This is a genomic window from Duganella zoogloeoides (assembly GCF_034479515.1).
GTDB classification, from domain to species: domain Bacteria; phylum Pseudomonadota; class Gammaproteobacteria; order Burkholderiales; family Burkholderiaceae_D; genus Rugamonas; species Rugamonas zoogloeoides.
In genome coordinates this window covers 4,486,219-4,498,458 of the sequence record NZ_CP140152.1, presented here as the reverse complement: position 1 = coordinate 4,498,458, position 12,240 = coordinate 4,486,219, and the positions used below count along the sequence as shown (strand labels likewise).

Below are 12,240 nucleotides of genomic sequence, written 5' to 3'. Positions count from 1 at the left end.
CTATATCCCTGAATAGTACATTTGTAAAGTAAAAAATTCCTATCTGCACGATAGCCAAGTGCCGCAATGTGCGCGTGGCCGCACCGAGTGCGGGTGCCGACCGTGGTGCAATGGTGTTTTACAGTTGAAGGAGCAGATCATGGCAGACAGCACCCTGGACCCGGACTACATCCTTGGAGGCAAAGACCGCAGCCTGGGCAGCGGCCACGGCACCCGTGGCCTGGGACCGAGCGACAACTCCGACAGCGGCAGCGACGTGGCCAATGACCACGACCTGGCCCTCGACAGCGATACCGATGCGCAAGGTACGGGCGAGCGTATCGATGTCGGCTCGCAAACGCTGGAAGCGGGCGATATTGGTTTCGACCACGTGGAAGCGATGCCGTCGTCCGACCGCATGGTCGATGGCGACTTCCGCGACCCGGTGCCGCTCGATGACGACGGCAGCGTGCCCGACGACCACGTCGGCATCGAGTCCGAGCCCGACGACAGCCGCGGCGACAGCGATACCGAAGTGAAGGGCGATATCGAAGGCGGCGAGGAACTGGGCCGGCGCACCGGTGGGGTACCGACCGCGCGGCCTTGAGTTTTTATGGACGTAAAAAAGCCCGAACCCTTTGCAGGGTTCGGGCTTTTTAGCTTAAAGCAGCCGGAGTGTCTTCGGTCAGTTGAAGTTGGCGGCTGCGAAGTCCCAGTTCGCCAGCGCGAAGAAGGTCTCGATGTACTTAGGACGCACGTTGCGGTAGTCGATGTAGTAAGCGTGTTCCCACAGGTCGCAGGTGATCAGTGCCTTGGCATCGGTGGTCAGCGGGGTGGCGGCGTTCGAGGTGTTGACGATGTCCAGCGAACCGTCAGCCTTTTTCACCAGCCAGGTCCAGCTCGAACCGAAGTTGCCCACGGCCGACTTGGTGAATTCTTCCTTGAACTTGTCGAACGAACCCCACTTGGCGTTGATGGCGTCGGCCAGCGCGCCGCTCACGGCTTTACCGCCCGGGGTCAGGCTGTTCCAGTAGAAGGTGTGGTTCCACACTTGTGCCGAATTGTTGAAGACGCCGCCCGACGATTTCTTGACGATTTCTTCCAGTGGCAGTTCTTCGAACTCGGTGCCCTTGATCAGGTTGTTCAGGTTGGTCACATAGGTCTGATGGTGCTTGCCGTAGTGGTATTCCAGCGTTTCTTGCGAGATGTGTGGCGCCAGGGCGTCGATGGCATATGGCAGAGGTGGCAGGGTATGTTCCATGGAGCTTCCTTTATGGGATGGGGTTTATCAGAAACCAGGTGGTTTTTGGCGAAACGTCATTATTGTACGGGGGATGCCGCCCGGTTGCCAAAATGGCCCCGGAAGGCGTGTGGGATCAACGTACTCTACGCGTGGTTTCGCGGACGACCAGTTCGACGGGAGGGATCTCGCCCTGCACGGTTTCGCCATTGATCAGCCGCAGCAGCGCCTGGGTGGCGATGCGGCCCATGTCGTACATCGGCTGGCGCACCGTGGTCAGCGGCGGCGTGGTGTACGACGAGCCGGGCAGGTCATCGAAGCCGACCAGCGAGATGTCGTCGGGCACGCGGATGCCTTTGCGATACAGGGCCAGGCGCGCGCCGTAGGCAGTGAGGTCGTTGGCAGCAAACACGGCGGTGAATTGCTGGTGGGTGTCGAACAGGCGGTTCATCGCCATCATGCCGCTCGCTTCGTGGTAATTGCCTTCCACGATCAGAGCCGGGTCGATGTCGATCTGCGCCTCAATAAGCGCGCGGCGGTAGCCGGCCAGGCGTTCGTCGGCGTCGTGGTTGTTGGCGGGGCCGGAAATGAAGGCGATACGGCGGTGGCCCAGTTCGACCAGGTGGCGCACAGCCAGCCAGGCGCCATATTCGTTGTCGGTCTTGAAGCCCAGCGCGGTGCGGGTTTGCAGCGCGCGGCCGGTGGAGACGATCGGCCGCTGGCCAGAGAAGCCCAGCACGGCCTCGTCGGAAATGCGGCCCGACAGCAGGATGATGCCATCGACCTTGCGTGCCAGCAGCAGCCGCACGCGGTCCGCTTCCTCATCGGCGTTCCAGTGACCGCTGACGATCACCGACGCGTAGCCAGTGCCTTTGAGGCCATCGTCGATGCCGCGCAGCGTCTCGTCGAAGAACGGCGAGGAAATATCCTGTACCACGATGCCGATGGTCAGGGAGCGGCCCTTCTTGAGCCCCTGCGCCATCTGGTTCGGTGCGAAGCTGACCTTCTCGATGGCAGCCAGCACGGCCAGCCGCTTGTCGTCGGAGACCTTGGCGGTGCCGTTGAGGATGCGCGAGACGGTACTCGGTGAGACCCCCGCCAGGCGGGCAACGTCCATTAATGTCGATGGGCCGGAGGAGGGGGAAGTATCTGGCAACGTGCAGTCCTTGACGAAGTATTATGAAATCCTTTTCAGCGAAGATTACCATATTTAGGGGCCTGACTTATAATCGGCCCGATTTGTTCAGCCCAGGTTGCGTGAAGATTTGGCTGAATACACAACAAGAATAAACAGAGGTCAGAGACATGGAATCGAACTTTTCACACGGCGCCAGCGGCCCGCGCCTGCTGGCCGACATCGGCGGCAGCAGCGCCAGCTTTGCGGTGGAAACCGCCCCGCAGCAGATTGACGCGGTCTGGGTGGCCGACTGCGCCGCCTATCCCACGCTGGGCGCGGCGCTGGTGGCCTATTTGGCGCAGCCGGCCACGGTGGCGGCGGGCGGCTACCAGGCGCGCTACGCCGGCATTGCGATCGCCAACCCGATCGACGGCGACTGGGTCACCATGACCAACCACCACTGGTCGTTTTCGATCGAAGCCGTGTGCTCGCAATTCAGTTTGAAGTCGCTGGTGGTGGTCAACGACCTGCGCGCTCTGGCTTCCGCGCTGCCGCACCTGGCGCCCGAGAACAAGCACCAGGTGGGCGGCGGCGCGCCTAGAGACGGCGCCGTGATCGGCCTGGTGGGGGCGGACGCCGGCCTCGGCGTGTCGTACCTGGTGCCGGTGGGCGAGCGCTGGATCGCGATTGACAGCGAAGGCGGCCACACCACGTTCGCGCCGATGAACGAGCGCGAAATCGACATCCTGCGCTATGCGCGCCGCCACCATGAACACGTCTCGAGCGAGCGGCTGGTGTCGGGCATCGGCCTGGGCCTCGCTTACCGGGCGCTGTGCGAACGGGCGCGGATCGAGCCGCAGGTGCTGACCACGCAGGAGATCGTCGAGCGCGGCCTGCACCGGCTGTGCCCCGTGTGCGAAGAGACGCTCGAGGCGTTTTGCGAGATGCTGGGCACGGTGGCCGGCAACGTGGCGCTCACCCTGGGCGCCAAGGGTGGCATCTATATCGGCGGGCGCACCGTGCTGCAGATGAGCGAATTTTTCGAGCGCTCGGGGTTCCGGGCGCGGTTCGAGCAGAAGGGGCGCTTTTCGGACTACCTGGCGCACATCCCGACGTACGTGATCACGGAAAAATACCCGGTGCTGATCGGCATGTCGGCGATGTTGTCGGGCGCCTGACATTGGATTCCCGCGCAGGCGGGAATCCAGTTTGCTAGCGTACCGCCGCAATGTTCACGGTCGCCGTGCCCTCGGCCACACGCACGCCCAGTGTGCTGCCCGCCACAATCTGCCCCGGCGACCTCACCACTGCTCCCGCCTCGTCGGTAACGATCGCATATCCCCGCTCCAGCGTCCTCTGCGGATTCAACAACTCCAGCTGCGCCGCCAGCGCCGCCAATGCCGCGCGGCGCTGCTGCACCGTGCGCGCCATGCCGATGGCGGCGCGGTGGCGCAGGGTGGCCAGCGACGCGTGTGCGGCACGGGTGTCGGGCGTGCAGGCGGCCATGCGTTCGCCCAGGCGGTCGAGCTGGTGGCGCGCGCGCGTGAGCGGCGCTCGGTTGGCGTGCATCATCGCGGTCGATAGCGCCAGCAGTTTTAACCGCTGCTGGCGGATCTGGGCGTTGGGGTTGAGCAGGCGGCGCGTGTAGCCGTCGAGCGTTTGCGCCGAGTCGCCGAGCGCGCGGCGCATGGCGCGGCGCAGGTCGGTGGCGTCGGTGCGCAAGGACGCCAGCCAGTCGGCGCGCGGCGTAACCGCCAGTTCGGCCGCCGCCGTGGGCGTGGCCGCGCGCAGGTCGGCGGCAAAATCGCAGATCGTAAAATCGGTCTCGTGGCCCACGCCGGAAATCACCGGCATGCGGCAGTTGGCCACCGCGTACGCCACGTCCTCGTCGTTGAACGACCATAAATCCTCGATGCTGCCGCCGCCGCGGCACACGATCAGGACATCGCAGTCGTTGCGCAGCGAGGCCGTGTCGATGGCGGCAGCGATCTTTTGCGCCGCCAGCTGGCCCTGCACCGGCGTGGGGTAGAGCACGACGTTGACGTGCGGCGCGCGCCGGCGCAGGGCCGTCAGCACGTCGCGCAGTGCGGCCGCCTGCGGGCTGGTGACGATGCCCACCGTGCGCGGGAACATGGGTAATGCACGCTTGCGGTCGGGGTGGAACAGGCCGGCGGCGTCGAGCTTTTCCTTCAGGCGCAAAAACGCTTCGAACAGCGAACCGACGCCGGCGCGGCGGATCGCTTCCACGTTGATCTGGTAGTCGCCGCGCGCACCGTACAGCGTGACCAGCGCCCGTACTTCGACCTTGTCGCCTTCGCGCGGGGTGAAGTTGGCGTACTGGGCGCGGCCCCGGAACATCACGGCGCGCACTTGCGCGGCATTGTCCTTGAGCGTGAAGTACCAGTGGCCGGAACTGGCGCGGGTGAAGTTGGAGATTTCGCCCGCGATCCAGGTAAGCGGAAACGCGCGTTCGAGCAGGCGCGCCACCGCTTGGTTGAGCGCGGAGACGGTGATCACGGGCGTGCCGGTGGCGGTGGAGTCGGTGGGTTCGTCGAAGTTCATCGTTTCATTCATGAAAACTATCCACACTATGTGAATCTGGTCACACAGCGGTCATTTTGTATAAACAGCTGTAGCTATTATAGATAGGTCCATGATTTTAAACGAAAAATATGGCTGCCTGATTTACTTGCATCTGGAAAAAACCCTTATGGATCAAGGACTTTAGTCTGGCGGACCATGGTTACGCACAAAGTTATCCACATAAACTGTTCATACATTGGATAACCGGGGCGGCCAAGCGCTATTGTATGGTGTGCCTAAAATTTATGCTGCAACGGTAATTTGTGACAAATCAATGACTTAGGATCCACTTAGGGCTATTACACACAATTTTGTCCACAGAAGGTGTGCAGAACTCCGCGCTTATCCACCGCAGCCGTTGGAAAAATAGCTGCCTTATTTTTGCGCAGCATAAATTTTTTATTTAGAATCAATGACTTGCGTATTGCGGGAGCGCCTTGCGCACAATCTTATCCACACAATATGTGCAGAAGTGCACAAGCATGGTCAGCAGCCGGTAGATGGCAGTCATCTGCGTATTGAACGGGGTGGAAAACCGGGTTGATGGTCGTCAAAGGTGGTTCTGCCAGTTTTTTACTCATGGCAAAAATACCCTTATGAATCAACACTCTTGCAGCATAGCAGTGAGATTGCGCACAATTTTATCCACAAAAATTGTGCAGAAGTTTACCAGTGTAATATTGGCGCCGGCGCAGTCAGGGTGCGTCAAATTCGTGCATGGGAAAAATATCGTTGTAAATCAAAGACTTGATTCGCTGCGCTGGTGCTTGCGCACAATCTTATCAACAGAATGTGGGCATAAGTGTCCCTTGCCGTCTGTGGCTCAACAAGATACATTGCGCCTTCGGGGTAAAACCCGTTCCAATTCATCCACAGGAGTTCGTTTTGCTCGCCATTTTCCAAGCTGCAGGTTGGCCCATCTGGTTGTTGTTGATTGCATCGATCGTCGCCACGGCGCTGATCATCGAACGCTTGCTGTCCCTGCGCCGCGCAAAAATCTTGCCGAAAAAGCTGTTCGACGAGGTGGTGCAGGTTTATCGCGGGGGTAATATCACGCCCGATATCCTCGACAAGCTGGAAAAAAGTTCGCCGCTGGGCGTGGTGTTGTCGGCCGCGCTGCGCAACGTCGATGCGCCGCGCGACGTGATGAAGGAGTCGATCGAGGAAGCGGGTAGCGGCGTGGCCCATACGCTCGACCGCTTTCTCACCACGCTCGGCACCATCGCCACGCTGGCCCCGCTGATGGGCCTGTTCGGCACGGTGGTGGGCATGATCGAGATTTTTGGCTCGCAAAACCCGTCGGGCGCCAATCCGGCGCAACTGGCCCACGGTATTTCGGTGGCGCTGTACAACACCGGCTTCGGCCTGGCGATTGCCATGCCCACGCTGGTGTTTTATCGCCACTTCCGCGCGCTGGTGGACAGCTTCGTGATCGAGATGGAGCAGCAGGCCGTCAAGTTCGTCGATGTCGTGCATCGCCAGCGCAAGTAAGGAGCGGGCATGAATTTCCGCAAAGGCAAGGGCCGGGAAGACCCCGAAATCAACCTGATCCCGTTCATCGACGTGCTGCTGGTAATTTTGATTTTCCTGATGGTCTCCACCACCTACAGCAAGTTCACCGAACTGCAGATCACGCTGCCGACGGCCGAGGCGCAAAAGCCCGAAGAAAAGCCGTTCGAGCTCAATGTGACGGTGGACGCCAAGGGCAACTACACGATCAACGGCGACCCGGTATCGTTCCGCGACGTGGCCGGCCTGGCGCAGGCGTTGCGCGGCGCGGCGGAGAAGGGCGGCTTGAAGGACAAGGAGCCGGTGGTGATCGTCAACGCCGACCAGTTCGCCATGCACCAGATGGTGGTAAACGTGATGGAAGCGGCGCGCGTGGCCGGCTTCGAAAAGCTGACATTTGCGGCGCAGACCGGCGGCGGCAAGTAGCGGTGCCCCGCCGGCGCGGCGATGCGTTGCTGCGCAGCGCAGGCGCCGGCTGCATTGAGGAATCAGGTATTGTCGAATAATCCCCCCAAACCATCTTCGCTGGAAGCGACGCTCACCCGCAACTGGTTGCGCCGCGGGCCGCTCGCTTGCGCGCTGTGGCCGGTGTCGCTGCTGTTCCGCGCGGTGAGCGGCACGCGCGCGGCGCTGTTTCGCGCCGGCTGGCTGGCGTCGTCGCGGCTGCCGGTGCCGGTGGTCGTGGTCGGTAACATCTACATCGGCGGCACCGGCAAGACGCCGCTGACGATCTGGCTGGTGCAGGCTTTGCAGGCGCGCGGCATGCGGCCCGGCGTGATCTCGCGCGGCCACGGCAGCGCGGCCGACACGGCGCGTGAAGTCGGACGCGATTCCACCCCGGCCGAGGTGGGCGACGAGCCGCTTTTGATCCGCCAGCGCACCGGCTGCCCGGTGATGGTGGGGCGCGACCGCGCCGCCACCGGCCGCGCGCTGCTGGCCGCGTATCCCGACCTCGACGTGCTGCTCACGGACGACGGCTTGCAGCACTACGCGCTGCAGCGCGATCTCGAAATCATCCTGTTCGATGGCCGCGGCGCCGGCAACGGCTGGCTGCTGCCGGCCGGGCCGCTGCGCGAACCGGTGTCGCGCCGGCGCGATTTCACGGTGATCAATGCGCCGGTGCTCACCGATGCACTGGTGCGTTCGGTCGGCTGCGCGCCGCTGGCGGCAATCCCCGAGGCGGGAGCGGCCTCCGTACGGGCGCAGTTACCGGGTAGCGCGGCGGGACACTATCCGGCGCCGATCCGGATGACATTGGCCGGCAGCCATGCCGAGCAACTGGCCGACCGCAGCCGGCGCAAGGTGCTGGCCGACCTCGCGCAGCCCGGCCAGCGCCTGGCCGCAGCTGCCGGCATCGGCAACCCGGCGCGGTTTTTCGGCATGCTCAAGGCGGCCGGTTTGAACGTCCAGGAGCTGGCGCTGCCCGACCACCATGACTTCCGCGACCGGCCTTTCGCTGCGCTGCACGCCGATGTGATCTTGATCACCGAGAAGGATGCAGTAAAATGTGCGCAAATTGAAGAACTCAGAGGCGACCCGCGACTATGGGTCGTCCCGGTCACGGCGCACATCGATGGCGCGCTGGCCGACCAAATTGTGGAGAAATGTCGTGGACGCTAGATTGCTTGATATCCTGGTTTGCCCGGTCTGCAAAGGCCCCCTGGAGTACGATAAGAAGGCCCAGGAAATGATTTGCAAGGGCGACCGCCTGGCGTTCCCTATTCGTGACGGCATCCCCATCATGTGGGCCGACGAGGCCCGTACCCTGCAGGACAAAACGGACTGAGCGTCCGCACTTGCCTGCCTGTGCCGCCAGCCGTGAGAAGGTGGGGGCTTGATCCATATCAAACCAAACAGGCCCATGGGCCTGTTATAACGTTCCATGGCGGTGCGCTGCGGCGTCACGCTGGTGCATTATTCATACGAATATCCCCACAGGAACGCGTTTTTGCCTGTGACAAACGGTATAAACGGTATCAAACTGGCTGATGGGCCAAGTTTTGTGGTAAGTTTCGTACCAAGATAGTCGGATAATCAGTATTAATACTGTGTCCATGCAACAACTAACACCACTAACCACACCCTCCAAAAATCTGTTTTTAGGAAACTTCATGCGTCTGATTCTGTTAGGAGCACCCGGAGCCGGCAAGGGCACCCAGGCTAATTTCATCAAAGAGAAATACAATATTCCGCAGATCTCCACCGGCGACATGCTGCGTGCCGCGATCAAGGCCGGTACGGAATTGGGCCTGGCGGCCAAGCAGGTGATGGACGCCGGCGGCCTGGTCTCCGACGACCTGATCATCGGCCTGGTCAAGGAACGCCTGAAGCAGGACGATTGCGCCAACGGCTACCTGTTCGACGGCTTCCCGCGCACCATTCCGCAAGCGGACGCCATGAAGGAAGCCGGCATCAATGTCGACTACGTGCTCGAAATCGACGTACCGGACGACTCGATCATCGAACGCATGGACGGCCGCCGTTGCCATCCGGGCTCGGGCCGTGTGTACCACGTCAAGTTCAACCCGCCTAAAGTCGACGGCAAGGACGATGTTACCGGCGAAGACCTGGTGCAGCGCGACGACGACAAGGCCGAGACCGTGAAAAAACGCCTGGACGTGTACCACAACCAGACCGAAGTGCTGCTTGGCTACTATAACGACTGGGCCAAGTCGGGCGCCGACGGCGCACCGAAGTATCGCCGTATCACCGGGGTAGGCGCGGTGGAGCAAATCCGCGACAGCGTGTTTGCAGCGCTGGCTGAATAAGACCTGAAAGCGGACCGAGCGTCCGCTTTTTTCATGGCTGTTCATATTTCCCCGCTTTGACGTTTTGTGTGTTTGTTCCGCAGTTCGCTCGATAACAAAAAGGGGAGACACTATGGCAGCCAGTTTGTGGTTAGCAGTGGGTTGCGGCGTTATCGCCGTCATTTACGGCCTGTGGTCGCGTAGCTGGATCTTGCGCCAGGACCCCGGCAACGCGCGCATGCAGGAAATCTCGCTGGCTATCCAGCAGGGCGCCGCCGCCTACCTGGCGCGCCAGTACCGCACCATCGGCCTGGTCGGCGTGGTACTGCTGATCCTGATTGCCATCTTCCTCGACTTTAATACCGCGCTCGGCTTCCTGATCGGCGCCGTGCTCTCGGGCGCCTGCGGCTTCATCGGCATGAACGTCTCGGTGCGCGCCAATGTGCGCACCGCGCAGGCGGCCACCCGTGGCATGAACGCCGCGCTCGACGTGGCGTTTCGCGGCGGCGCCATTACCGGCATGCTGGTCGTCGGCCTGGGGCTGCTGGGCGTGGTGCTGTTCTATATGTACCTCACCGCCGGCCTGCCGTCCGACCTGGCCGCCGCCACCGTCAACACCCACCAGTTAATTGAGCCGCTGATCGGGCTGGCGTTCGGGGCGTCGCTGATTTCGATCTTCGCGCGCCTCGGCGGCGGCATCTTTACCAAGGGCGCCGACGTGGGCGCCGACCTGGTGGGCAAGGTCGAAGCCGGCATTCCCGAGGATGATCCGCGCAATCCGGCCGTGATTGCCGACAACGTCGGTGACAACGTCGGCGACTGCGCCGGCATGGCGGCCGATCTGTTTGAAACCTACGTGGTCACGCTGATCGCCACCATGCTGCTGGGGGCGCTGCTGATGGTGAGCGCGCCGGTGGCTGCCGTGGTCTATCCGCTGCTGCTGGGGGCGGTATCGATCATCGCGTCCATCATCGGCTGCTCGATGGTGAAGGCCAAACCCGGCAAGAAGATCATGGCGGCGCTGTATACAGGGCTGTGGTGGGCGGCCGGACTGTCGCTGCTGGGCTTTATCGCGGTGACCTGGTACGTGTGGGCCGACCCGTCGGTGCGCCTGCGCCTGCTGGGCTGCACGGTCGTGGGTATCGTGCTCACCGGGCTGATGGTGTATATCACCGAGTATTACACCGGCACCGACTTCGCGCCGGTCAAGCATATCGCCCAGGCGTCCACCACCGGCCATGGCACCAACATCATTGCCGGCCTCGGGGTGTCGATGAAGTCCACTGCCTACCCGGTGCTGGCCGTGTGCGCGGCGATCCTGGTCTCGTACCAGTTGGGGCAGCTCTACGGCGTGGCGATTGCCGCCACGGCCATGTTGTCGATGGCCGGCATCGTGGTGGCGCTTGACGCCTACGGTCCGATCACCGACAACGCCGGCGGCATCGCCGAAATGGCCGGCATGCCCGATTCGGTACGCGCCATTACCGATCCGCTCGACGCGGTGGGCAATACCACCAAGGCCGTTACCAAGGGTTATGCGATCGGTTCGGCGGGACTGGCATCGCTGGTGCTGTTTGCCGACTACACCCACGCGCTGGAGTCCGCCGGACGCAGCGTGCTGTTCGACCTGTCCAACCCGATGGTGATCGTCGGGCTCATCATCGGCGGCCTGATCCCGTACCTGTTCGGCGCCATGGCGATGGAAGCGGTGGGGCGCGCGGCCGGCGCCGTGGTCGTGGAGGTGCGGCGCCAGTTCCGCGACATCAAGGGCATCATGGAAGGCACGGCCAAGCCCGAGTACGACAAGGCGGTCGATATGCTCACCGCCTCGGCGATCCGCGAAATGATCATCCCGTCGCTGCTGCCGGTGGTGGTGCCGGTGATCGTCGGCATGCTGCTGGGGGCGGCCGCGCTGGGCGGCATGCTGATGGGAACCATCATCACCGGCCTGTTCGTGGCCATTTCCATGACCACCGGCGGCGGCGCCTGGGACAACGCCAAGAAATACATCGAGGACGGCCACCACGGCGGCAAGGGTTCCGAAGCGCACAAGGCGGCCGTCACCGGCGATACCGTGGGCGACCCGTACAAGGACACGGCCGGTCCCGCCATCAACCCGCTGATCAAGATCATCAACATCGTGGCGCTGCTGCTGGTGCCGCTGTTGCCGGCCTCGGGCTGGCTGGCGGTGAGCGTGCCGGTGGTGGCGCATGCCCCCGTACCGGCGGCGATCGTGGTGCCGGCTGTCGTGGTGGCGCCTGACATCATCGCCGTTCCCGCCGAGCCGAGGCGCTGAACCACACCTCCTGACGCGCGCCAGGCCCGCCCCGAACAAGGTAGGCTGGCGTGATACCAAGCAGGAGGAGACCACCATGCATCAACCAACTTTCGCCGCACGGCTGGGCGCCAGCGCGGCCGCCGGCCTGGCCGCCGCGCTGCTGTGCGCCGGCGCCTGGGCGCAGCAGCCGGCGGAACCGGCACGACAGTCCACGCAGCAGCCACCGCAGGCGCGCGCACCCGAAGTCGATACCGAGAAAGAGGCGTACGCCAAGCTGCCGCCATGTAAGCTCAGCGACGACGGCAAGCACCTGGCCGAGGAGCCGTGCCGCACCGCCAAGGCGCTCGACCCGATGCCACGGCGCCCGGTGCCGCAGGCGATCGAACGGGTGTCGCCGGCCGAAAGCGACCCGCGCGACCAGGCGCAGCCGCCATCACGCGTAACGCCCACGCCGATGACGCCCGCCACGCCATCGCGGGCGCTCACTGCGCCAACCTCGCCCGCCACGCCCTCCCGCGTACTGCCTGCACCGCCCATGCCGTCCACACCACCGCGCTCCGATCCCGGCGCCCGGCCCGGCGCGCCGGTACCCACTGCCGGTTGCGACGCCGCCGGCTGCAACGGCCCCAACGGCCAGCGCTACAACAACGGTCCCGGCAACACCGTGGTCAGCCCCAGCGGCAAGCTGTGCTCGCGCAACGGCGCGTTCATCCAGTGCTGATCACCGTGGTCAGCCCCGGCAGCAAGCTGTGTTCGCGCAACGACGCGTTCGTCCATTGCTGACTGG

Annotated in this window: 12 protein-coding genes; 9 read left to right on the top strand and 3 right to left on the bottom strand. The window is 63.3% G+C overall.

Going from position 1 to position 12,240, the window contains the following annotated elements:
- Positions 1-139: 139 nt before the first annotated feature.
- On the top strand, positions 140-586 hold the full coding sequence (locus tag SR858_RS19870) for a hypothetical protein (protein ID WP_051120304.1): 447 nt from the start codon (positions 140-142) through the stop codon (positions 584-586).
- A 78-nt stretch (positions 587-664) separates the two neighbouring features.
- On the opposite strand, the gene sodB is transcribed toward SR858_RS19870, so the two are convergent.
- Both sodB and SR858_RS19860 read right to left on the bottom strand, forming a co-directional pair.
- Complete coding sequence (sodB, locus tag SR858_RS19865; protein WP_019921809.1) at positions 665-1,240, bottom strand: superoxide dismutase [Fe]; 576 nt, start codon at positions 1,238-1,240, stop codon at positions 665-667.
- Between the two features lie 115 nt (positions 1,241-1,355).
- On the bottom strand, positions 1,356-2,336 hold the full coding sequence (locus tag SR858_RS19860) for a LacI family DNA-binding transcriptional regulator (protein ID WP_019921810.1): 981 nt from the start codon (positions 2,334-2,336) through the stop codon (positions 1,356-1,358).
- A 188-nt stretch (positions 2,337-2,524) separates the two neighbouring features.
- On the opposite strand from SR858_RS19860, the gene glk reads away from it, so the two are divergent.
- Complete coding sequence (gene glk / locus SR858_RS19855; protein ID WP_019921811.1) at positions 2,525-3,514, top strand: glucokinase; 990 nt, start codon at positions 2,525-2,527, stop codon at positions 3,512-3,514.
- Positions 3,515-3,548: 34 nt separating this feature from the next.
- On the opposite strand, the gene xseA is transcribed toward glk, so the two are convergent.
- Positions 3,549-4,898, bottom strand: a complete 1,350-nt coding sequence (gene xseA / locus SR858_RS19850) for an exodeoxyribonuclease VII large subunit (protein ID WP_026637278.1) — start codon at positions 4,896-4,898, stop codon at positions 3,549-3,551.
- Between the two features lie 906 nt (positions 4,899-5,804).
- Here xseA and SR858_RS19845 point away from each other — a divergent pair.
- From SR858_RS19845 to SR858_RS19815, 7 genes are all read left to right on the top strand, one after another.
- Positions 5,805-6,410, top strand: coding sequence for a MotA/TolQ/ExbB proton channel family protein (locus SR858_RS19845; protein WP_019921813.1), 606 nt, complete (start codon positions 5,805-5,807; stop codon positions 6,408-6,410).
- A gap of 9 nt (positions 6,411-6,419) precedes the next feature.
- The gene (locus tag SR858_RS19840) at positions 6,420-6,854 is read left to right on the top strand and encodes an ExbD/TolR family protein (protein WP_019921814.1); all 435 of its coding nucleotides are present in this window, start codon (positions 6,420-6,422) and stop codon (positions 6,852-6,854) included.
- Positions 6,855-6,923: 69 nt separating this feature from the next.
- Positions 6,924-8,048 (top strand): tetraacyldisaccharide 4'-kinase, encoded by a 1,125-nt coding sequence (gene lpxK, locus SR858_RS19835; RefSeq protein WP_019921815.1) that lies wholly within the window; start codon positions 6,924-6,926, stop codon positions 8,046-8,048.
- Positions 8,038-8,214 (top strand): Trm112 family protein, encoded by a 177-nt coding sequence (locus tag SR858_RS19830; protein ID WP_019921816.1) that lies wholly within the window; start codon positions 8,038-8,040, stop codon positions 8,212-8,214. The genes lpxK and SR858_RS19830 overlap by 11 nt, the downstream gene beginning before the upstream one ends.
- A gap of 325 nt (positions 8,215-8,539) precedes the next feature.
- Positions 8,540-9,196 (top strand): adenylate kinase, encoded by a 657-nt coding sequence (adk, locus tag SR858_RS19825; protein ID WP_019921817.1) that lies wholly within the window; start codon positions 8,540-8,542, stop codon positions 9,194-9,196.
- A gap of 112 nt (positions 9,197-9,308) precedes the next feature.
- Positions 9,309-11,471 carry a sodium-translocating pyrophosphatase gene (locus SR858_RS19820; protein ID WP_026637279.1) on the top strand — a complete coding sequence of 721 codons (2,163 nt, stop codon included), beginning with the start codon at positions 9,309-9,311 and terminating at the stop codon, positions 11,469-11,471.
- A 76-nt stretch (positions 11,472-11,547) separates the two neighbouring features.
- Entirely contained in the window at positions 11,548-12,174 is a 627-nt protein-coding gene (locus SR858_RS19815) for a hypothetical protein (protein ID WP_051120305.1), read from the top strand.
- Positions 12,175-12,240 lie beyond the last annotated feature (66 nt).